The sequence below is a fragment of the Lelliottia sp. 489 genome, from assembly GCF_050435885.1.
Taxonomy (GTDB): Bacteria; Pseudomonadota; Gammaproteobacteria; order Enterobacterales; family Enterobacteriaceae; genus Enterobacter; species Enterobacter nimipressuralis.
The window spans coordinates 80549-100535 of sequence record NZ_JBNDLC010000001.1 but is presented as its reverse complement, the minus strand read 5'-3'; the positions used below and the strand labels follow the sequence as shown (position 1 = coordinate 100535).

At 56.5% G+C, this 19987-nt stretch carries 22 protein-coding genes; 6 read left to right on the top strand and 16 right to left on the bottom strand.

Annotated features, from left to right (window positions below; genetic code table 11):
• Positions 1 to 20: 20 nt before the first annotated feature.
• A complete protein-coding gene (locus tag ABIE11_RS00555) occupies positions 21 to 995 on the bottom strand; it encodes a LysR family transcriptional regulator (RefSeq protein WP_429183532.1) in 975 nt (324 codons plus the stop codon).
• Between the two features lie 67 nt (positions 996 to 1062).
• Here ABIE11_RS00555 and ABIE11_RS00550 point away from each other — a divergent pair, with 67 nt between their 5' ends.
• Entirely contained in the window at positions 1063 to 2277 is a 1215-nt protein-coding gene (locus ABIE11_RS00550) for an MFS transporter (RefSeq protein ID WP_429183530.1), read from the top strand.
• Positions 2278 to 2356: 79 nt separating this feature from the next.
• Here the strand turns inward: ABIE11_RS00550 and flgL are convergent, their stop codons facing one another.
• The 11 genes from flgL to flgB all read right to left on the bottom strand — a co-directional run bounded on the left by flgL (position 2357) and on the right by flgB (position 12211).
• On the bottom strand, positions 2357 to 3310 hold the full coding sequence (flgL, locus tag ABIE11_RS00545; RefSeq protein ID WP_102105544.1) for a flagellar hook-associated protein FlgL: 954 nt from the start codon (positions 3308 to 3310) through the stop codon (positions 2357 to 2359).
• A 14-nt stretch (positions 3311 to 3324) separates the two neighbouring features.
• Positions 3325 to 4968: a flagellar hook-associated protein FlgK gene (gene flgK / locus ABIE11_RS00540; RefSeq protein ID WP_429183528.1), complete on the bottom strand. Its 1644-nt coding sequence runs from the start codon at positions 4966 to 4968 to the stop codon at positions 3325 to 3327.
• Between the two features lie 74 nt (positions 4969 to 5042).
• On the bottom strand, positions 5043 to 5996 hold the full coding sequence (gene flgJ / locus ABIE11_RS00535; RefSeq protein WP_100780596.1) for a flagellar assembly peptidoglycan hydrolase FlgJ: 954 nt from the start codon (positions 5994 to 5996) through the stop codon (positions 5043 to 5045).
• Positions 5996 to 7093, bottom strand: coding sequence for a flagellar basal body P-ring protein FlgI (locus ABIE11_RS00530; RefSeq protein ID WP_100780597.1), 1098 nt, complete (start codon positions 7091 to 7093; stop codon positions 5996 to 5998). Before ABIE11_RS00530 ends, flgJ begins: the two co-directional genes overlap by 1 nt.
• Positions 7094 to 7105: 12 nt before the next feature.
• A complete protein-coding gene (gene flgH / locus ABIE11_RS00525) occupies positions 7106 to 7804 on the bottom strand; it encodes a flagellar basal body L-ring protein FlgH (RefSeq protein WP_100780598.1) in 699 nt (232 codons plus the stop codon).
• 55 nt (positions 7805 to 7859) lie between these two features.
• The gene (gene flgG / locus ABIE11_RS00520; RefSeq protein WP_064325681.1) at positions 7860 to 8642 is read right to left on the bottom strand and encodes a flagellar basal-body rod protein FlgG; all 783 of its coding nucleotides are present in this window, start codon (positions 8640 to 8642) and stop codon (positions 7860 to 7862) included.
• A gap of 11 nt (positions 8643 to 8653) precedes the next feature.
• Entirely contained in the window at positions 8654 to 9409 is a 756-nt protein-coding gene (locus tag ABIE11_RS00515; RefSeq protein ID WP_100780599.1) for a flagellar basal body rod protein FlgF, read from the bottom strand.
• 20 nt (positions 9410 to 9429) lie between these two features.
• A complete protein-coding gene (gene flgE / locus ABIE11_RS00510) occupies positions 9430 to 10638 on the bottom strand; it encodes a flagellar hook protein FlgE (RefSeq protein ID WP_100780600.1) in 1209 nt (402 codons plus the stop codon).
• Positions 10639 to 10664: 26 nt separating this feature from the next.
• The gene (flgD, locus tag ABIE11_RS00505) at positions 10665 to 11375 is read right to left on the bottom strand and encodes a flagellar hook assembly protein FlgD (protein ID WP_100780601.1); all 711 of its coding nucleotides are present in this window, start codon (positions 11373 to 11375) and stop codon (positions 10665 to 10667) included.
• Positions 11376 to 11386: 11 nt separating this feature from the next.
• Complete coding sequence (flgC, locus tag ABIE11_RS00500; protein ID WP_100780602.1) at positions 11387 to 11791, bottom strand: flagellar basal body rod protein FlgC; 405 nt, start codon at positions 11789 to 11791, stop codon at positions 11387 to 11389.
• A 3-nt stretch (positions 11792 to 11794) separates the two neighbouring features.
• On the bottom strand, positions 11795 to 12211 hold the full coding sequence (gene flgB / locus ABIE11_RS00495; RefSeq protein WP_100780603.1) for a flagellar basal body rod protein FlgB: 417 nt from the start codon (positions 12209 to 12211) through the stop codon (positions 11795 to 11797).
• 158 nt (positions 12212 to 12369) lie between these two features.
• On the opposite strand from flgB, the gene flgA reads away from it, so the two are divergent.
• The 3 genes from flgA (at position 12370) to flgN (ending at position 13842) form a co-directional block, all read left to right on the top strand.
• Positions 12370 to 13029, top strand: coding sequence for a flagellar basal body P-ring formation chaperone FlgA (gene flgA, locus ABIE11_RS00490; protein ID WP_429183526.1), 660 nt, complete (start codon positions 12370 to 12372; stop codon positions 13027 to 13029).
• Positions 13030 to 13121: 92 nt separating this feature from the next.
• Positions 13122 to 13415 carry a flagellar biosynthesis anti-sigma factor FlgM gene (gene flgM / locus ABIE11_RS00485; RefSeq protein WP_100780605.1) on the top strand — a complete coding sequence of 98 codons (294 nt, stop codon included), beginning with the start codon at positions 13122 to 13124 and terminating at the stop codon, positions 13413 to 13415.
• Positions 13416 to 13419: 4 nt separating this feature from the next.
• Positions 13420 to 13842, top strand: coding sequence for a flagella biosynthesis chaperone FlgN (flgN, locus tag ABIE11_RS00480; protein WP_429183524.1), 423 nt, complete (start codon positions 13420 to 13422; stop codon positions 13840 to 13842).
• A gap of 64 nt (positions 13843 to 13906) precedes the next feature.
• Here the strand turns inward: flgN and murJ are convergent, their stop codons facing one another.
• From murJ to rimJ, 4 genes are all read right to left on the bottom strand, one after another.
• The gene (gene murJ, locus ABIE11_RS00475; RefSeq protein WP_429183522.1) at positions 13907 to 15442 is read right to left on the bottom strand and encodes a murein biosynthesis integral membrane protein MurJ; all 1536 of its coding nucleotides are present in this window, start codon (positions 15440 to 15442) and stop codon (positions 13907 to 13909) included.
• A 120-nt stretch (positions 15443 to 15562) separates the two neighbouring features.
• Positions 15563 to 16486: a Gfo/Idh/MocA family protein gene (locus ABIE11_RS00470; protein ID WP_194513327.1), complete on the bottom strand. Its 924-nt coding sequence runs from the start codon at positions 16484 to 16486 to the stop codon at positions 15563 to 15565.
• 2 nt (positions 16487 to 16488) lie between these two features.
• The gene (locus tag ABIE11_RS00465; protein ID WP_429183521.1) at positions 16489 to 17139 is read right to left on the bottom strand and encodes a YceH family protein; all 651 of its coding nucleotides are present in this window, start codon (positions 17137 to 17139) and stop codon (positions 16489 to 16491) included.
• A 9-nt stretch (positions 17140 to 17148) separates the two neighbouring features.
• Positions 17149 to 17733: a ribosomal protein S5-alanine N-acetyltransferase gene (rimJ, locus tag ABIE11_RS00460; RefSeq protein ID WP_100780610.1), complete on the bottom strand. Its 585-nt coding sequence runs from the start codon at positions 17731 to 17733 to the stop codon at positions 17149 to 17151.
• A gap of 289 nt (positions 17734 to 18022) precedes the next feature.
• Between rimJ and mdtH the strand changes: the two genes are divergently transcribed.
• Both mdtH and ABIE11_RS00450 read left to right on the top strand, forming a co-directional pair.
• The gene (gene mdtH / locus ABIE11_RS00455; protein WP_100780611.1) at positions 18023 to 19231 is read left to right on the top strand and encodes a multidrug efflux MFS transporter MdtH; all 1209 of its coding nucleotides are present in this window, start codon (positions 18023 to 18025) and stop codon (positions 19229 to 19231) included.
• Between the two features lie 138 nt (positions 19232 to 19369).
• On the top strand, positions 19370 to 19930 hold the full coding sequence (locus tag ABIE11_RS00450; protein ID WP_100780612.1) for a lipoprotein: 561 nt from the start codon (positions 19370 to 19372) through the stop codon (positions 19928 to 19930).
• Positions 19931 to 19987: the final 57 nt, after the last annotated feature.

Genomic DNA, 19987 nt, shown 5'->3' with positions numbered 1-19987 from the left:
GTCGGCTTTTTTTTGGCTTTTTACGGGAGGGGTTTTCGCATTCCGACGATTTGTGGCATCACCTCACGCATCATTTCCAGAAAACGCCTCAATCGTGCCGGGTAATAGCGCGACCACGGATAAACCAGGTGCACCGGCAGCGCAGCGGGTTGCCAGCCCGGCAAAAGAGGCACCAGCCTTCCCTCGCGGATGTCCTGTTCCACGGTCCAGCTCGAGACCACCGCCACGCCTAATCCATTCAACGCCATGGTGCGCGTTACATACAGGCTGTCAGTGCTCAGACGCGGCGAAATTGCCACACGCGCAGGCTGCGGCGAAGCTCCGTCAAACAGCTCAATATGCTGATGATAAAAGGTATTGAGTGCAATCCAGGGAAGCGCCGTGAGATCGTCGGGGACCTCAGGCATGGCATGACGGGACAGTAGCTCGGGCGCCGCGACCACACAGCGCGGGACTTCGGCCAGCAGCACCGATACCGTATTAGGGTCGATCTCCGCCCCGACGCGGATCGCGCAGTCGATGTTATCACTCAGAAAATCCGCCGATCTGTCGTATAGCATCCAGTCGACAGAAAGCTGCGGATAGCGCATTAAAAACTGGCTCAATGGTGCCAGAAGTTGTTCCTGCCCAAACGCATGGGGCGCCCGCACACGCAAGGTGCCGACAGGTTCATCTTCCGACTGCCCCACCTCATCTTCGAGCGCGAGCCAGCTGTCGATCACTTTTCGGGCATGCTGATAGCAACGCTCGCCGTCATCGGTGAGCTTGGTGGCGTGGGTGGTGCGTAACAGCAAACGCACGCCGAGAAGCGTTTCAAGAGACTGCAGGCGTCGGCTGACGGTCGCCTGCGTGGTCCCCAGCTGCCGTGCTGCGGCAGAGAGCGATCCCGATTCCACGATACGCGCAAAGGTGCGCATCAGTTCCACTCTGTCTATACGCTCTGTTCGCTTCATGATTATTTTTATTATACGTTTAACGTATAACCGTTTTACCATCCCGCTGGCTACCGCCTCAAGCCTAAATGCACAAAAATAGCCTCACTCCATGAATGAGGTACATCAAATGAACACTGCCACTCTTACCCAGGCTACCAGCCGCTGGGTTATTTTTATCCTTGCCATTGGCGCCGGGTTTAGCGTTGCATCCATCTATTATGCTCAGCCGCTGTTGCCGTTGATGGGCGCCGATTTACACCTCAGTATCGAAGGGATGGGACTGGTGCCGACCCTGACGCAGACGGGCTATGCCCTTGGTATCCTTTTCCTGCTGCCGCTCGGCGACCGTCACGATCGCCGAACCTTAATTCTCGTTAAAAGCGCAGCACTGGCGCTCTTTTTGCTGGGCTGTAGCCTGACCGGGCAGCTTCACTCGTTACTGCTGGCCAGCCTGCTTATTGGTATGGCGGCAACTATGGCGCAGGACATCGTCCCGGCGGCGGCCATCCTTGCCCCGGAAGGCAAACAGGGAAAAACCGTCGGGACGGTAATGACCGGCCTGCTGCTGGGTATTCTGCTGTCGCGTACTGTCAGCGGTGTGGTGGGTGAAGCGTTCGGCTGGCGGGTGATGTATCAACTTGCCGCCGTCAGCATCGCCATGATCGGTATGGTGATGTGGGCTGTATTACCGCGTTTTGCGGTTCATTCTACGCTCAGCTATCCGGCCCTGATGCGCTCGATGGAGCACCTGTGGCGTCGCTACCCGGCCCTGCGTCGTGCGGCGCTAGCCCAGGGCTTTCTCTCTATTGCCTTTAGCGCGTTCTGGTCAACGCTGGCGGTGATGCTGCTGGAACGCTATCACCTCGGTAGCGCGGTGGCTGGTGGATTTGGGATTGCCGGTGCCGCAGGTGCGCTGGCCGCCCCGCTAGCCGGAGGCCTGGCAGATAAACTCGGTGCGGGCAGAGTGACCCAACTGGGTGCCGCGCTGGTGACAGTATCGTTTGCGCTGATGTTTTTAATGCCCGCTTTGGGCACCCACGGGCAACTCGTTCTGATCGCGATTTCCGCGATCGGTTTTGACCTGGGGCTGCAGTCCAGCCTGGTCGCCCATCAGAACCTGGTCTATAGCCTCGACCCCCAGGCGCGTGGGCGGCTCAATGCGCTGCTGTTTACGGTGGTATTTATTGGGATGGCGCTCGGCTCAGCGCTGGGGAGCAAAGTGTACGCCCTGGCGGGCTGGCAAGGCGTAGTGATGCTGGCAACGGTGTGTGGTGCAGCGGCAGTGCTGATCCGCTTAATAGAAAGCGCGCGGCTGGTCAGCGTGCAGGCGCAAAATCGCTAAAAAAAAGCCCAATCCGGCACGCCGGGTTGGGCAGACAAAACATATCCAGTTTCAAGACATGTTCTAAAAGGTCAAAATGTTACTTGTTCAGCTGGAACAGAGACATCCCCTGCATATCACTGAACGCTTTATAAGAGGCCTGAAGTGCTGCTTGCTGCATGGTGTATGACGAAATCGCCGCGTTCCAGTCCACGTCCACCAGATCGCTCATCTGCTGAGTCTGACCCAGCGCGCGGTCATCACCCAGTGCATCCAGCTTATCGAGTTCGTTGAGTTTGGTACCCAGATCGGCACGCACGGTCAGTACGTTATCCAGGGAATTACTCAGTCCACGGTTGGCTTTATCGATATTTGCCACAAGTGCATCTGTCTTAGCCTGGTCGCCGCTTACCGGTGTGTTCAGCGCAGCGATGGCGTTATCCAGAATCTTAAACAGGTTAGTTTCCTGGGCACTGCCGTCAGGCTCTGGCTTGGCATTGCTGGTAAACTTTTCAAACACTTCCGAGCCAGTATGGCTAATCTGCATATCGCGTGCAGAGTCCACCTGCTGAGTGATCGCCGTACTGCCACCGTTATAGCTACCGTCTGTCTGATCAAACGGCGCGGTGTCGGTTTTAAAGCCCGCAAAAATATAACGACCATTGCCATCGGTGCTATTGGCCAGGTTGACCAGCTGATCGCGAATACCCTGCAGATCGGTTGCCACAGACGCCCGGTCAATATCACTCAGGGAGCCGTTGTTCGCATACACGATTTTATCCTGTGCAGACTGAATTGCCGTCGTCACCTGGCTTAACACGCTCTCTTCCAGCGACACGCGCTGCGTCGCAAACGTACGCGCGAGAGCGAACTGGCTATTCTGCGACTGGGCCTGAGACAACACAACGGCCTGCGACGCGGCAATCGGATCGTCCGACGGACGGTTCACGCGTTTGCCGGTGGACATCTGCTCGCCATACCCCAGCCATTTGCTTTGGGACTCAGTGATCCCACGCATATTTTGCTGGTACATCATTTGGGTGCTAATACGCATCGTTCACCTCGGCCTTAGCGAATATTAATTAACGCATCAAAGAGCGTACTGGCAGTCTGCAGAACCTGCGCATTCGCGAGGTAATACTGCTGGAAACGCTGCAAGTTGCCATACTCTTCGTCGAGGTTAACCCCGGAGATAGACTGCTGCTGATTGCTCAGCTGCGTCACCACATTTGTTTTGGTCGCAGCGCTGGTTTTCAGTGAAGACGTGGTGCTGCCGACGGTACTGACCAGTGAGGCATAAGCATCGTTAAAGGTCTTGTTGCCACCGACCACTTTGCTGCTTTGCAGATTCAGCAACGCTTTCCCGTTAAGGTTATCACTCTCACCGCCGGTCGCCGAACCCGCCATCGCCAGTTTGGATTCATCGCTGATCCGCAGATCCATGTTCACGATAGCGTCAACTACCGGTTTCACCGTAAAGCTGTCTTTCGGGGCTGCACCACCGCTGACATTCACGGTAACCCCGTCAAACGTCATGTTGCCGCTGGCATCTGGCGTAGCCGTAAATGAGGTTTTGTCAGAACTACGGGTGACGGTCCAGTCAGTGCCGTTAAATTCAAGCTTATAATCCGTCGCCTGAACTTTAGAGCTGTCCGCGATAGTGGCGGTGACAGCCGCACCAGGCACGCTGTTTTTGCTATTGCCGGTCACCGCTGGAGAGCCGATATCGAACAATTTACCGCCCGCATCACCATTGGCATCAAAGCCTTTCTCGTGCTGCTGGTTCATGGCGTCAGCAAACGAGAGCGCCAGCTGGTTCAGCGTATTACGCGCTTTATCCAGGTCTTCTGCGCGGAACGTTAACAGACCGCCCAGTGAGCCGGTGTTCAGCACCTTCTCGGGAATTTCGATATTACCGGCGAGGGAATCCACATACGCCACGGTGGTGCGCGCAGGATCGGCGCTCGACGGTACCGCCGCTAACTGGTTAGCCGTGCTGCCCTGAACCAGGGTGTAACCATTACCGAATGAGACGTTGTAGGTGCCGCCGTCCTGTACCGCGACTTCCACACCCACGATCTGATTCAGTTCGCTCACCAGCTGATCGCGCTGATCGAGCAGATTGTTTGGGGAAGCCCCTGCGCCCACGCCGGTCAGACGTGAAATCTGATCGTTCAGATTCGCAATCTGTTTGGCATAGGAGTTAATCTGATCCACGCTGGTCGCAACCGCAGTGTTTACCTGCTTATCCTGGTCGCGCAGGTACTGGTCGGTCGTTTTGAACTGATTGACCAGGCCATCCGCTTTGCCGAGAACAGTCTGGCGCGCAGCCGGATCTTCCGCGTTACTCACCAGCGTTTGCAGGCTGGTAAAGAAGCCCTGCAGCGTGGTGGACAGGGAGTTAGTGGTATCAGACAGCACATCGTCGATTTTCGACATCTGCTGATAACGCGTGGTCAGGCCGCTGCTCTGAGTCTGTGCTGCACGCAGCTGGTTGGTGATGAACGCATCATATTCGCGCTGCACGCCCGAAACATAAACACCATTGCCAACCCAACCACCGCCGGTCAATGTACTGTTCGCTGCACCCAGCACCGTGGTCTGACGGGTATACCCGGCCACGTTATAACTGGAAATATTGTTGCTGACGGTGTTCAGTGCCGACTGTGCCGCACTGAGGCCACTCATAGCGCTGTTAATCAAACTGGACATTGAGGTTCCTTTTTAAACTTTCAGACACGAGTCCTGATTAGGATTATCGACATCGCGCGCGCAAACTTGAGTCCTTAGAACAGATTTTCGATATCGGTACTGTAAGCCTTGCTGACTTTCTCACCCATCGCTTTAAGCTGTTGAATCATTCCGGTCAGTTTGCGGGCATACTGCGGGTCGGTAGCGTAGCCTGCGTTCTGCAACGCCTGCGCGCCCTGCTCCGCCGTCGCGGCCTGGGTGACCGCAGCGTAACGAGGATTGCGACTCAACAACCCGACATAATCTGACAAGGCTTCAAGATAGGAGCTGTAAACGCGGAATTTTGCTTTGACCTTCACCGCCGCACCGTTTTCAAATTCGGTGGTGGTGATCTCCGTGGTCGGCCCTTTCCAGCCTGACGACGCTTTGACGCCAAAAATGTTAAAGCTTGGTTCGCCGTTTTCACGGCGGATCTGACGCTGCCCCCAGCCGGATTCCAGCGCGGCCTGCGCCAGAATCAGGTGGTGAGGAACCCCACTCTGCTCACTGGCCAGACGCGCCGGGAGCGAAAGCTGAGCGAGGAAGTCTTTGCTGTCGCCCGACAGCGGCTCATCGCTGCTGGCGGTCGGTTTCGGCATGGCTTTACGCACCATCTGCGTCAGCGCCTGGTTCTGATAACTGGTCACCGTTTCAAGATCAAATTTCATCGGCACCTGCTGGGTTTGCTCATCGGGCTGAACACCCTGCGCCGCCTGCATCTGTTTCACGATCATATCGGCGAGGCCAAGCCCCTTACCGGCGGTCATCTGCTGGGCAATCTGTTGGTCATACATGCTGGTGTAGAGTCGCGTCGAGTCGCTGCTGAACATGCCATCTTTCGGCAGCGCTTCTCGCATGCTTTTCAGCATCATCTGCACAAACATCCCTTCCACCTGGCGGGCAACCGGGCGGAGGTTCGCCGCCGGATCGGTGCCTGCTTTGGCTTTCAGATCGTTGAGCGACTGGGCATCCCAGGCCGCACTTGCCATCAGTTTGCTATCGCCGAGCATTAGATGATTTCCAGTTTGGCGCGCAGGCATCCCGCACTTTGCATGGATTGCAGAATCGACATCAGATCCATCGGCGTCGCCCCCAGCGCGTTCAGCGCACGAACCACGTTGTTCAGGTTGGCGCTGGAGCGCACGCTTTGCAGCGAGCCGCCGCTCTGGCGCATATCAATCTGCGTCTGTGGCGTCACCACCGTCTGACCGCCACCAAACGGCGTATCCGGCTGGCTAACGTTAGCCGAGCGGTTCACGCTGATGGAGAGGTTGCCCTGCGCCACGGCGCAGCTGTCCAGCGTCACTTCGCGGTTCATCACCACGGACCCGGTACGGGAGTTGATGATCACTTTGGCATCCTGCAGCGGAACGTTGACTTCCATATTCTGGATATCCGCCAGCATGCGCACCTGGTTGCTGCTGCCCGTCGAGGTGCGGATCTGCACGGTTCGTGCGTCCAGCGCCGTCGCGCTACCAAAACCACGGCTGCGGTTGATGGTATCGGCAATCTGCTGCGCCATAGTGAAGTCTTCATTATTCAGCTGCAGGTTGATGGTGTTCCCGGCGCCAAACTGCGTTGGCAGTTCACGCTCGATGATCGCCCCGTTAGTGATACGCCCGCCGTTCAGCTGGTTCACCTGCACGCTGCTGCCACCCGCCGATGCCCCCGCACCGCCGACCAGAATGTTACCTTGTGCAAGCGCGTAGACCTGGCTGTCCACCCCTTTTAACGGGGTCATCAGCAGCGTCCCGCCGCGCAGACTTTTGGCGTTACCCATTGAAGAAACCACCACATCGATGGTTTGCCCCTGGCGCGCAAAGGCCGGGTAGGACGCGGTGATCATTACCGCTGCCACGTTTTTCAGCTGCATGTTGGTGCCCGTCGGGACGGTGATCCCGAGCTGGGACAGCATGTTATTCAAACTCTGAGTGGTAAACGGCGTCTGGGTGGTCTGGTCGCCCGTTCCGTCCAGGCCAACCACCAGGCCATAGCCTATCAATGAGTTTTCACGTACGCCCTGTACACTGGTGAGATCGCGAATGCGGTCAGCCTGGGCGCATGTCGCCACCAGGACCAACACCATTGCGAAGAGGGATTTAAACATAGGTCACCTCGCTTACATCGGCGATAAATTAAGGAAGAAGCGTTGCAGCCAGCCCATATTCTGCGCTTCGTTGATGTAGCCGTTGCCGACGTACTCAATGCGCGCATCCGCCACCTGGGTGGACGGTACGGTGTTGGTGCCACTGATGGTGCGAGGGTTAACCACACCGGAGAAGCGAATGAATTCAGTGCCCTGATTGATGGCGATCTGTTTTTCACCCACTACGTGTAAATTGCCATTCACCAGAACCTGGTCAACGGTCACCGTCAGCGTACCGCTGAAGGTGTTACTGGCATTGGCGCCGCCTTTGCCGTTAAAGCTGTTACCGCCAGAGGCTTCCACATCGGCACGCGCATTGCCAAACAGGCCCTGCAGATAGCGTGGAACGGTATCGAAACCAAAGTTGGTTTTGCCGTCGCGGCTGGCATTCGCCGAGGAGCTTTTGCTCGCGCTGACGTTCTCCTGCAGCGCAATGGTCAGGGTATCGCCGACGTTACGCGGGCGACGGTCTTCGAACAGCGGTTGATAACCGTAGTTAATCGGCTGTGCGGACTGGAAAATGGAGCCGTTCACCACCGGCGTTGGGCCGGGAACGGGTTGGGCGGTAGTCGCACCCTCTACCAAAGGTTTTGACGGGATCAAGGCGCAACCGCTGAGGGTAACGGCCAGGACAGTCAGTATTGGATAACGAAACGCCGCGTTTTTTTGCATTGCCTTCATCTTCGAAAACAGGGAGCCGGTGCGGTTTACCGCACCGGACTACACCTTAGAGTTGCGTCAGTTTTTGCAGCATCTGGTCGGTCGTCGACACTGCTTTACTGTTAATTTCATACGCGCGCTGAACCTGGATCATGTTCACCAGCTCTTCCGCCACGTTGACGTTAGAGGTTTCGACATAGCCCTGATACAGCAGCCCGGAACCGTTCAGGCCCGGCGTACTTTCATTCGGCGCACCGGAGGACTGGGTTTCGGTGTAGAGGTTCTCACCAATGCTTTCCAGACCGGTATCGTTCATGAACGTCGTCAGGTTCAGCTGTCCAACCTGAACAGGCGCGGCCTGCCCTTGTTGGGTCACGCTGACCACACCGTCACGTCCGATGGTAATGCTCAGGGCGTTAGCCGGAATGGTGATCGCAGGCTGAACCTGGAAACCACCGGCGGTCACCAGCTGACCATTCTGATCCACCTGGAACGAGCCATCGCGGGTATAGGCTGAGGTTCCGTCAGGCAGCTGCACCTGGAAGAAACCCTGGCCTTTGATTGCCACGTCTTTACTGTTGTTGGTCTGGGACAGGTTGCCCTGGCTGTGCAGACGTTCGGTCGCAACCGGACGCACACCCGTACCAATCTGCAGCCCTGACGGCAGTGTGGTCTGCTCGGACGACTGCGCGCCCGGCTGACGAATGGTTTGATAAAGCAAATCTTCGAACACGGCACGCTGACGCTTAAAACCATTGGTACTGACGTTCGCCAGGTTGTTGGCGATGACATCCATATTGGTTTGCTGCGCGTCGAGACCCGTTTTCGCGATCCATAAAGAGCTGATCATAAGAAATCCTGTTAACTCATAGACAGCAGTTGGTTAGCACGGCCGGCGTTTTCATCCACGCTTGTGATAACCTTCATTTGCATTTCGAAACGTCGGGCGCTGGCGATCATATCGGTCATAGCTGCAACCGGTTTGACGTTACTGCCTTCCAGCACGCCGGACATCACGCGAATGCTTGGGTCAGCCTGCAAGGTCGGGCCACGCGTTGCCTGTGCTGCCTGGCTCAGACGGAACATCCCATCATCGCCGCGCGTCACTTCATTGCCTTCCGCTTTGACCAGCTTCAGTCGACCGACCGGGGCAATGGTGTTCGCCGGATCACCGGGGTTGAGGGCCGAAATGGTCCCGTCCGCCGCGATGGTGATTTCCGAGCCTTCCGGCACCGTAATCGGACCCGCTTCGCCAATCACCGGATGCCCCTGAATGGTCATCTGACCGTTGGCATCCACCTGGATATTACCGTTGCGGGTATAGCCTTCTGAGCCATCAGCCGTTTGCACCGCCAGCCAACCGTCCTGCTGGAGTGCAACGTCCAGAGGACGCGAGGTGTAATCCATCTGACCAGGCGTCATATCGGCACCCGGCGTTGAGGCGATAACCAGCGTACGCGTTGGCAGCGACAGCCCTTCCACCGGCACAGCGCGTAGCGCATTCAGCTGTGCACGAAAGCCCGGTGTTGAGGCGTTCGCCAGGTTACTGGCGGTCACAGCCTGCTGATTCATCGTCTGGCTGGCTGCGCCCATCGCGGTATATATTGCGTGATCCATTACATCATCCCGTTAGACGATTAACGCAGGTTGACCAGCGTGTTGAGGATCTGGTCCTGAGTTTTGATGGTCTGCGCGTTCGACTGATAGTTACGCTGCGCGACAATCATGTTCACCAGTTCTTTACTCAGATCGACGTTGGATGCTTCCAGCGCGCCGTTGGTCAGCGTACCGAAGTTACCTGAACCGGCGGTGCCGAGCAGCGCCACGCCAGAGGACTGAGTGGAAGACCAGACGTTATCGCCTTCGGATTTCAGACCTTCGTTGTTGGCGAAGTTCGCCAGCACGATCTGGCCCAGAACCTGGGTCTGTTCGTTGGAGTAGTTACCCACGACAGTGCCGTCATCGTTGATCTGGTAGCTCACCAGGTCGCCCGGCTTGTAACCGTTCTGGTTAGTCGCCACGATGTTGTTCGCACCGGTGTTCTGCTGCATGGAGTTGGTGAAACTCATCGCGAAGGTTGCAGGGGTTGCGCCCGGCATGGTCGCGGTGGTGATGTTGACCTGGCCACCGCCTGTCAGCACGCCGCTGGCGTTAAAGGTCAGCGTAGTGGCCAGAGAGGGGGTGCTGCCCGCCACGCTGCCATCCTGCGCATAGACTTTCCAGCTGTTCGCAGCGGTGTCTTTGACGTAGAACAGGTTCATGTTGTGCGCATTACCCTGGCTGTCAAAGACCGTCACGGTCCCTTTTTTGTTGTAAGAATCGACATTTGTCGGGTCGAACGGTGTCACCGTCGGCGTCGCATCGGTGGAGTTCAGGTTGATCTGCTGAGACGCGGTGGTGGTGGATTTCGCCGCCATCAGCGTGTTCGGAATTGAGATCGCCTGCGGGTTCGCACCGGTCTGTACCGTTGGCGGTGTGCCCGCAACCGGATAGCCCGTCAGCTGCAGACCCTGCATGTTGACCAGGTTACGGTTTTCGTCGAGTTTGAATTGACCGTTACGGCTGTAAAAAACAGAACCGTTTTCATCGACCATACGGAAGAAACCGTTCTGGCTGATGGCCACATCCAGCCCACGGCCGGTGTTAGTGGTGGTGCCATCGGTAAAGTCCTGGGTAATACCCGCAACTTTAACGCCCAGACCCACTTTGGAACCGGCGAACATATCTGCGAAAGATGCTGTGCCAGATTTAAAACCGTAGGTCGCGGAGTTGGCAATATTGTTGCCAATGACGTCCAGGTTGGTGGCCGCAGCATTCAGGCCGCTGACCGCTTGAGAAAAGGCCATGACTTACTCCTGATAAGTGTTAAGGCTTAAATAATCTGCCGAACTTCGTCGAGCGTGGTGGTCCCAGAAGTACCCAAATCCAGTTTGTTACCATCAGAGCCGCGAATCACCCCCTGCACCAGAGCGAATTGCAGCGGCTGAGCCACCAGCTGAGTCGTCCCGTTGCTGGCAGAAATCGCCACTTTGTAAGAACCGTTCGGTGCCGTTGTGCCATCCGTCAGGCTGCCATCCCAGGTAAAGGTATGAACGCCCGCTTTAAGCTCACCAATGTCGATCGTGCGCACCACAACACCGTCTTTGTTGGTGATGGTGGCGGTGACTTTATCGGCCGGTTGCTGCAACTCAACGCCAAATGGCGTGGTCGTGGTGGTACTGCTTCCGTCGGTGGTGCTGGTCCCTGCCAGGATAGTGGTCCCTGGGATCATCACACCGTGGCCGATGAGATTGGCGGCCTGCAAAGACTGGCTGTTGTCGATTTGACCGGAAACGGAACCCAGCGTGGTATTGAGCTTTTCGATGCCGCTCACGGTACTGATCTGCGCAAGCTGCGTGGTCAGTTCGTTGTTCTGCATCGGGTTCGTCGGGTCCTGATTTTTCAGCTGCGCAACCAGTAACGTCAAAAAGCTGCCCTGTAGATCGGCAGCACTGTTACCGGTCAGCGAGCTGGAGCCAGTGGCCCCACTGGTGCTGGCGACGCCGGAGTTGGTCGGGTCATTCACATTGACGGCGATGGACATTCGTGTCTCCTTTACTGGCCGAGAGTGAGCGTTTTGAGCATCATGCTCTTCACGGTATTGAGCACTTCAACGTTCGCCTGATAGCTGCGCGACGCTGACATGGTGTTCACCATTTCGCCGACCACATCGACGTTTGGCATTTTCACGTAGCCGCTCGCATCTGCCAGCGGGTTGCCTGGCTCATACACCAGTTTGTCCGGGGCCTGGCTCTCAACCACATCGGCCACTTTCACACCGCCGGTTGCCGCGCCCGGCGCCGCATTGACCTGAAAGACCACCTGTTTGGCGCGATAGGGCTGACCATCGGGTCCGGTCACGCTGTCGGCGTTCGCCATGTTACTGGCGGCGACGTTCAGACGCTGAGACTGCGCGGTCAGGGCTGAACCCGCGATATCAAAAATATTCAGTAAGGCCATGAATTAGTTGCCCCCCTGCAGGACGCTCTGCATGCTTTTAATCTGTCCACCGAGCACGGTTAGCCCCATCTGATACTGCAGGCTGTTATCGGCAAACTGGGTGCGCTCCCGGTCCATATCGACGGTGTTACCGTCCAGGGATGGCTGGTCAGGAATGCGATAAAGTAAATCGGTGGACGGCGCAGTCATCGCCTGAGCGGGAATGTGGCGTGAAGAGGTCAGCGCAAGGGCAACACCCGTCCCTTCGGCCCGACCACGCTCCATCACTTTTTTAAGCTCAGTAGAAAAATCAATATCGCGCGCCTGAAACCCTGGGGTGTCGGCATTCGCGATATTGGCGGCCAGGATCTCCTGCCGCTGGGCGCGCAGATTGAGCGCTTCCTGTTGAAAACGTAACGCGGCGTCGAGTTTATCGAGCATGTCTCCTCCGCTGATGGCGAAATTTCAGCATGTAGCTTAAATCTCAACCCGTCTTCCTTATCGAAGGAATAAACGCAAAATGCGTCGCTATTTGTTGCGTTGATGGGAAAGCCTTAGGGGTAGAATCCTGTTAAATCCAGGAACCGCGGGAAAGTGAGATGCTGACGTTCAAAAATGGCCTTGCCGTTACCTTACTGCTGTTCAGTACCCAGTCTTCAGCGCTGGGGCTGAATGTGTTGCTGACCGCTTTTTTTGCTGAGCGTCTGGCGGGGTTAAGCGATGAGGTCAAAGTCGATATTCGAACGCAGCCGAATCTCCTGCCCACTTGTGCTCAACCCTCGTTCAGCATCAGCGGCGGTGCCCGGCTGTGGGGTAATGTGAACGTGCTGGCCCGCTGCAATAATGAGAAACGCTTTTTGCAGGTTATGGTTCAGGCGACAGGCAACTATGTTGTCGCCGCTCAGCCCATCGCACGCGGCAGCGTTTTACAGCCCGCTCATGTAGAATTAAAGCGCGGACGCCTGGATCAACTTCCGCCGCGCACCATGCTGGATATTAACCAGGCACAGGATTCGGTGAGCCTGCGCGATCTGGCGCCAGGGCAAGCCATCCAGCTGTCGATGCTGCGTCAGGCGTGGCGCATTAAAGCCGGACAGCGCGTGATGGTGGTGGCGAACGGAGATGGCTTTAGCATTAATAGCGAAGGCCAGGCGCTGAACAACGCTGCCGTCGCCCAAAACGCACGCGTTAGGATGTCTTCAGGTCAGGTGGTTAGCGGAACCGTCGGTTCTGATGGGAATATTCTGATTAACCTATAATCTTTTTAAAGATATCGCGGCAGCTGCCGATAAATAATCATCAGATGATTATATCAGGCGCCAACGCCGCGAACCTCTATGAGGACAACACTATGAGCATTGATCGTACATCGCCCCTGAAGCCGGTTAGCACTGTACAACCTCGCGAAACGAACGACGCGCCAGCCCTTAAAGCGCGTCTGGAAAAATCGTCCACGGCCAACAGCACCAGCGTCACGTTAAGTGATGCACAGTCAAAACTGATGCAGCCAGGCACGAACGATATCAATATGGAACGCGTCGAAGCGCTGAAAACCGCGATTCGTAACGGCGAACTGAAAATGGACACCAGCAAAATCGCTGATGCGCTGATTAACGAAACGCAGAACTTCCTTCAGAGTAAATAACCGTATGAGTCGACTGTCAGAAATATTGGATCAAATGACGGTAGTCCTGAACGATCTGAAGACGGTGATGGATGCCGAGCAACAACAGTTATCCGCAGGCTATGTCAGCGGCAGCGCACTGCAGCGCATTACTGAAGATAAAAGCTCGCTGCTGGCTACCCTGGACTATCTGGAGCAGCAGCGCCGCGCGGAGCAAGATCCACGTCGCAGCGCCAACGACGATATCGTTGAGCGCTGGCAGACCATCACAGAAAAAACGCAGCACCTTCGCGATCTCAACCAGCACAACGGCTGGCTGTTAGAGGGGCAAATTGAACGCAACCAGCAGGCGCTTGAGGTGTTAAAACCTCATCAGGAGCCGGGGCTGTATGGCGCCAATGGCCAGACATCCAGCTCGCGCGCTGGCGGGAAGAAGATTTCGATTTAACGCTTCAGTGAAGAGATGAAGTGGGAAACGGGGAGCACCCTCTGGTGAACTCCCCTTTAGTCGTTTATGCCGTCCGGCGAGCGAACTCTTTCACCTTAAAGCCGAGCACCGCAAGTGTAGCGAAGTAGGCAATAATCCCCACGACCACAACAGCCATCAGGCGCAGCAGACGATACGGCATGGTGCCCAGAGACCATTCCGGCATCACATACATCATCCCGACCAGCGCCGCCGCCATCACCACCACCGCAATGACCAGACGCACCAGGAAACTCATCCAGCCCGGCTGCGGAGTGAAAATTTTCTGCTTACGCAGCTGCCAGTAGAGCAGCCCGGCGTTCAGACAGGCCCCCAGACCGATCGACAGCGACAGACCCGCGTGCTTCAGTGGCCCGATAAACGCGAGGTTCATCAGTTGGGTCATCACCAGCGTCACAATCGCAATCTTGACCGGCGTTTTGATGTCCTGACGCGAATAAAAGCCCGGCGCCAGCACTTTCACCACAATCAGCCCCATCAGGCCGACGGAATACGCCACCAGCGCGCGCTGGGTCATTAATGCATCGAACGCGTTGAATTTGCCGTACTGGAATAATGAAACCGTTAAGGGTTTCGCCAGAATCCCCAGCGCCACAGCGCTTGGCAGCGCCAGCAGGAAGCACAGGCGTAAACCCCAGTCCATCAGGCGACAGTATTCATCATGATTGCCGCTGGCAAAGCTTCGCGACAACGACGGCAGCAGAATCGTCCCCAGCGCCACGCCCAGCACCCCGGACGGGAACTCCATCAAGCGGTCGGCGTAGTACATCCACGACACGGAACCTGACACCAGGAAGGAGGCGAAAATGGTGTTGATAATCAGGGAAATCTGGCTCACGGACACGCCGAGGATCGCCGGCCCCATCTGCTTGATCACGCGCATCGCACCCGCATCGCGGAAGTTGATGCGCGGCAGCACCAGCATGCCGATCTTTTTCAGGTGCGGAAGCTGATAAGCCAGCTGCAGCAGGCCGCCGACGGTGACTGCCCACGCCAGCGCCAGCACCGGCGGATGGAAGTGCGGTGCCGCAAACAGGGCAAAACCGATCATGCTGACGTTTAAAAACGTCGGTGCAAACGCCGGAACGGAGAAGCGGTTCCAGGTGTTGAGGATCGCCCCGACCAGCGACGCCAGCGAAATCAGCAGAATATAAGGAAAGGTAATGCGCAGAAGCTGCGTCGTCAGGGCGAATTTATCCGCCGTGTCGGCAAAGCCCGGCGCGGTCACCATAATCACCCACGGCGCGGCCAGCATCCCGACCACCGTGACAATCGCCAGAGCCAGCGTCAGCAGGCCCGAGACATAGGAGACAAACACGCGGGTCGCGTCTTCGCCCTGCTTGCTTTTGTATTCCGCCAGAATCGGCACGAACGCCTGGGAGAACGCCCCTTCGGCGAAAATTCGGCGCAGTAAGTTCGGCAGTTTGAACGCCACAAAGAAGGCGTCAGTCGCCATCCCCGCGCCAAACACTCTCGCCACAATCGCATCGCGCGCGAAACCCAGCACGCGAGAAAACATGGTCATCGAGCTGACTGCTGCCAGCGATTTTAATAAGTTCATTAACGTGAATTTCCACAACCACACGGCAAAACGCCTGCATAGCAGGCGTGAAAAGTGCGCTTAGTCTACCCGTATTTAAGCGAATTACTATCCGCAGATGTTACAGGGGTTAAACAGTTTCTACTCGCTCATCGCCTCGCGCCAGAGCTTTTCAATGACGCGTTGCGCCAGAATCGCCTGTTCGCCCGAAGTTTCAGGAACCGTCTGATTTTGCACGCACTCGATGAAGTGACGCGCACAACCGGCGAACCCGCGCTGCTCCAGCGTACTCTGCCAGCCAGGGATTGGCCGCGTCACCACCCCGCTCCCTTTTTCTTCACGCCATTCACGCATATCGGTCACATCAATGAGTGCGCCGTCGGTGACCGCCTGCACGGATTCGCGCTGACTTCCCGCACGACGATGCATGCTAGTGGTCACCTGAATTGTGTCCACCGCGAAATGGTGTTCGGCATACACCATCTCCCCCTGATCGTTGGTTTGCAGGGTGCCGCTTTTCAGTTGTGCATTACCGTTGGTCAGCCACAGGGCCGTATCGACCACATGCAGATAATCATCCAGCAGCGTAAAACGCAGATCGTTCGGGCCAATGCTGTCGGTGCGATGCTTATCCATGCGCAGCGATGCCGCCGCGCCAAGCCGGGATTTGAGATCTTGATACAGCGGCGAGAACCGGCGATTGAACCCGACCATCAGCGTCAGATTTTTGCGCGCCGCCAGCTCAATCAGACGCTCGGCGTCCTGCACATTCTCGGCCAGCGGTTTATCGACACAAACGTGAACACCGGCGTTGAGCAATTCGCTCACCACCTGATAGTGCGTCGCGGTCGAGGTATGAACGAATACCGCGTCACAGTCGCGCGCCAGATCCGCCATGGAGGCAGCATAAGGAATTCGCCAGGTATCGCAGATTCGCTGCGCTTTTTCCCGCGTCGGGGACCATGCGGTTTGCAGCGTCCAGTCGGTCGCCGCGCCCAGAACCGGCAGCCAGGCTTTCTGCGCGATCCCGCCGAGGCCGACCACGCCAATGCGTAATGTTGTCACCGTTAGTCTCCTAAATGCGCCAGCAGGGAGTCGAGGCGCTGCTTGAGTTCCGCCACTTCGTTTTCCAACGCGTCGACCCGCGCGGCAAGACTCTCGTCCTCGGCGGGCGAAAGCGCTTCTACCACATTGATGAGGGTTTCAACGTCGCCACTGAAAAGATGCATATATCGGCTTTCGCGTTTGCCCGGCTCACGCGCGAGGCGCAGCACAAACGGGCCATCTTCGCGGGAGGCGAGATTTTCCAGCGTCTGTTCCACTTCCTGCATATCACTGAATTCATGCATTCGTGCGGCGCGGGAACGCAATTCACCCGGCGTTTGCGCCCCGCGCAGCAGCAAGGTGGTGATCACCGCCACTTCGGCGCTGTTCAGTTTCAGATCGCCAAATTCGGAATTGCAAAAACGTTGTTCATATTTAGTGACGCGGTTGCCAAACCCACTGACGGTGCGCAGATAGTGGCGTTTAACCAGCGCATCCAACTGCTCTTGTACCTCGTGTTCGCTCAGGTTGAGCACCGGCTCACGGTTGGTTTTCTGGTTACAGGCCAGCGTCACCGCATTGACCGACAGGGGATATTGCTCTGGCGTCGTGACCTGTTTTTCCAGCAGGCAGCCAATCACACGCGCTTCTGTGGCAGTTAACTGATATTTCATGCGTACTCCTTAACGACCTGCGGTCCATTCTTTGGTGGTTAACGCCGTCAGCACGTGGTCGCGCCACTCGCCGTCGATCAACAGATAATCTTTCGCGTAGCCTTCTTTTTCAAACCCAAGCCGCGCCAGCAGATCGCCGCTACGCTGATTGTGCGGCATATAGTTGGCCATAATGCGGTGGATGTGCTGAGAGCGCTGCATATAGCGGATTGCGCTGGTCAGGGCTTCAAACATCAGCCCTTGGCCCTGCCATTTCTGGCCGATGGAGTAGCCGAGGTAACAGGCGTGAAACGATCCGCGCACCACGTTCGAGAAATTGGCGATCCCGATGATCTCTTTCTCTTCCGGGTCGAGCAACGCGAAATAATAGGCACTGCCCTGCTTGTGGAATTCGGCAATCATACTCAGGCGAGCCTGCCAGCCGGAGGGATAGCAGTGGCTTTCATCCCGAACGGGTTCCCAGGGCTTTAAAAACTGGCGATTCTCGGCGTAATAATCCGCCAGACGCCAGGCATCACGCTCATGCACCAGACGAACGACCAGTCTGTCTGTTGTCAGGCGCACTTTTGGCACGTTACTGCGATAGCCAAACATCGTTACCACTCCTTCCCGTTACTTCTGCTCTACCTGTTAGCTTTACTATACCTGCGCCGGTGCTTTCTGTGAAAACAGTGACATACCCTTTTTCACAGATTTCACAAAATTCGATTAAAAAGCTGAATCAAACCACCCTTTTGATAAAAAAATATTGTCGCTGGCGGTGTGGGAAAACGCCTCACAACCACGCAGAATATTAGCGTGCTCATCTTTCTCTACACTTAAGCCTTCAGACTGCCTTTTCGGGGCCGTCAGCAGGATGACGTGATTTTTCCCTGGAGGGAAAATGTCTCGCGTATCGCAAGCCCGGAGCCTGGGCAAATATTTTCTGCTCGTCGATAACATGCTGGTCGTGCTCGGCTTTTTTGTCGTCTTCCCACTGATCTCCATTCGCTTTGTCGATCAAATGGGCTGGGCGGCATTAATGGTCGGAATTGCCCTGGGCTTGCGTCAGTTTGTCCAGCAGGGACTTGGCGTGTTTGGCGGTGCGATTGCCGACCGCTTCGGCGCAAAACCGATGATTGTCACCGGCATGCTGCTGCGGGCCGCCGGATTTGCCACCATGGGCATCGCGCACGATCCCTGGCTGCTGTGGTTCTCCTGTTTCCTCTCCGGGATTGGCGGCACGCTGTTTGATCCGCCGCGTACTGCGCTGGTCGTGAAACTGATTCGCCCACAGCATCGCGGGCGTTTTTTCTCACTGCTGATGATGCAGGACAGCGCCGGTGCGGTGGTTGGCGCCCTGCTCGGCAGCTGGCTGTTGCAGTATGATTTCCGTCTGGTGTGCGCCACCGGCGCGGTGCTGTTTATCCTCTGCGCGGCATTTAACGCCTGGCTGCTGCCCGCCTGGAAACTCTCGACGGTAAAAGCCCCCGTGCGTGAAGGGCTGGGCCGTGTGCTGGCCGATAAACGTTTCGTCACCTACGTGCTGACGCTGACGGGCTATTACATGCTGGCGGTGCAGGTAATGCTGATGCTGCCCATTATGGTTAACGATATTGCCGGTTCGCCTGCGGCCGTCAAATGGATGTATGCCATCGAAGCCTGCCTGTCGCTGACCCTTCTCTACCCTATCGCGCGCTGGAGCGAAAAACGTTTTCGTCTTGAGCATCGCCTGATGGCGGGCCTGCTGCTGATGACATTAAGCATGATGCCGATTGGTCTGGTCGGCACTCTCCAACAGCTCTTTATTCTGATCTGCACCTTCTACATTGGGTCGATCATTGCCGAACCGGCGCGTGAAACCCTCAGCGCCGGGCTTGCCGATCCGCGTGCGCGCGGAAGCTACATGGGCTTTAGCCGACTGGGGCTGGCCTTTGGCGGTGCGCTCGGATACGCCGGTGGCGGCTGGTTGTTCGATGCAGGGAAAGCGCTCAATCAACCGGAATTGCCGTGGGTGATGCTGGGCGTTGTAGGCTTTATCACCCTCATCGCCCTGTGGTGGCAGTTCAGCCCGAAACGCAGCGCGAGCGGGATGCTCGAACCTGGGGCCTGATGGTCTGAGCACGTATTCCGACGGGCGGAAGGTCCACTTTCGCCCCCGAATATCAGGTTTTTCTGCTGGTAACTGGTATACCCCCCTGACATACTGATGCGTCAGGACAAGAGCGCCGACATCATGTTGAGGAACCCCATGAAAAAGATTGTCATTGCTGCTGCGTTAGTTATCAGCGGCCTGCTGGTCGGTTGTAACCAGCTTACGCAATACAGCGTTAGTGAGCAGGAAATTAATCAGGCGCTGGAAAAACACAATAACTTCTCCAAAGATATCGGTGTGCCCGGCGTTGCCGATGCCCATATCGTACTCAATCAACTCGTCAGCCAGATTGGCCGCGAAGAGCCGAATAAAGTCACGCTCTCCGGCGACGCCAAACTGGATATGAACTCCCTGTTTGGCAGCCAGAAAGCGAACATTAAGCTGAAACTGAAAGCGCTGCCGGTCTTTAACAAAGAGAAAGGGGCCATCTATCTTCAGGAAATGGAGATCGTGGATGCCGAAGTGACGCCGGAGAAAATGAAACCGGTGCTGCAAACCCTGATGCCGTATCTGAACCAGTCGCTGCGGAACTATTTCAATCAGCAGCCTGCCTATGTGCTGAGCGAGGACAGAAGCAAAGGTGAAGCGCTGGCGAAGAAATACGCCAAGGGAATTGAAGTGAAACCGGGTGAAATTATCATCCCGTTTACGAATTAACCGAGAGGGCGCCGTGTGCGCCCTTTTTTTACACTGCTATTTAACGGAAATGTGTGC

What these genes read in the sequence shown, in the direction of transcription:
- ABIE11_RS00555 (WP_429183532.1), bottom strand. Translation starts at nt 995, where the DNA reads ATGGTAAAACGGTTATACGTTAAACGTATAATAAAAATAATCATGAAG.
- ABIE11_RS00550 (WP_429183530.1), top strand. Translation starts at nt 1,063, where the DNA reads ATGAACACTGCCACTCTTACCCAGGCTACCAGCCGCTGGGTTATTTTT.
- flgL (WP_102105544.1), bottom strand. Translation starts at nt 3,310, where the DNA reads ATGCGTATTAGCACCCAAATGATGTACCAGCAAAATATGCGTGGGATC.
- flgK (WP_429183528.1), bottom strand. Translation starts at nt 4,968, where the DNA reads ATGTCCAGTTTGATTAACAGCGCTATGAGTGGCCTCAGTGCGGCACAG.
- flgJ (WP_100780596.1), bottom strand. Translation starts at nt 5,996, where the DNA reads ATGCTCGGCGATAGCAAACTGATGGCAAGTGCGGCCTGGGATGCCCAG.
- ABIE11_RS00530 (WP_100780597.1), bottom strand. Translation starts at nt 7,093, where the DNA reads ATGTTTAAATCCCTCTTCGCAATGGTGTTGGTCCTGGTGGCGACATGC.
- flgH (WP_100780598.1), bottom strand. Translation starts at nt 7,804, where the DNA reads ATGCAAAAAAACGCGGCGTTTCGTTATCCAATACTGACTGTCCTGGCC.
- flgG (WP_064325681.1), bottom strand. Translation starts at nt 8,642, where the DNA reads ATGATCAGCTCTTTATGGATCGCGAAAACGGGTCTCGACGCGCAGCAA.
- ABIE11_RS00515 (WP_100780599.1), bottom strand. Translation starts at nt 9,409, where the DNA reads ATGGATCACGCAATATATACCGCGATGGGCGCAGCCAGCCAGACGATG.
- flgE (WP_100780600.1), bottom strand. Translation starts at nt 10,638, where the DNA reads ATGGCCTTTTCTCAAGCGGTCAGCGGCCTGAATGCTGCGGCCACCAAC.
- flgD (WP_100780601.1), bottom strand. Translation starts at nt 11,375, where the DNA reads ATGTCCATCGCCGTCAATGTGAATGACCCGACCAACTCCGGCGTCGCC.
- flgC (WP_100780602.1), bottom strand. Translation starts at nt 11,791, where the DNA reads ATGGCCTTACTGAATATTTTTGATATCGCGGGTTCAGCCCTGACCGCG.
- flgB (WP_100780603.1), bottom strand. Translation starts at nt 12,211, where the DNA reads ATGCTCGATAAACTCGACGCCGCGTTACGTTTTCAACAGGAAGCGCTC.
- flgA (WP_429183526.1), top strand. Translation starts at nt 12,370, where the DNA reads ATGCTGACGTTCAAAAATGGCCTTGCCGTTACCTTACTGCTGTTCAGT.
- flgM (WP_100780605.1), top strand. Translation starts at nt 13,122, where the DNA reads ATGAGCATTGATCGTACATCGCCCCTGAAGCCGGTTAGCACTGTACAA.
- flgN (WP_429183524.1), top strand. Translation starts at nt 13,420, where the DNA reads ATGAGTCGACTGTCAGAAATATTGGATCAAATGACGGTAGTCCTGAAC.
- murJ (WP_429183522.1), bottom strand. Translation starts at nt 15,442, where the DNA reads ATGAACTTATTAAAATCGCTGGCAGCAGTCAGCTCGATGACCATGTTT.
- ABIE11_RS00465 (WP_429183521.1), bottom strand. Translation starts at nt 17,139, where the DNA reads ATGAAATATCAGTTAACTGCCACAGAAGCGCGTGTGATTGGCTGCCTG.
- rimJ (WP_100780610.1), bottom strand. Translation starts at nt 17,733, where the DNA reads ATGTTTGGCTATCGCAGTAACGTGCCAAAAGTGCGCCTGACAACAGAC.
- mdtH (WP_100780611.1), top strand. Translation starts at nt 18,023, where the DNA reads ATGTCTCGCGTATCGCAAGCCCGGAGCCTGGGCAAATATTTTCTGCTC.
- ABIE11_RS00450 (WP_100780612.1), top strand. Translation starts at nt 19,370, where the DNA reads ATGAAAAAGATTGTCATTGCTGCTGCGTTAGTTATCAGCGGCCTGCTG.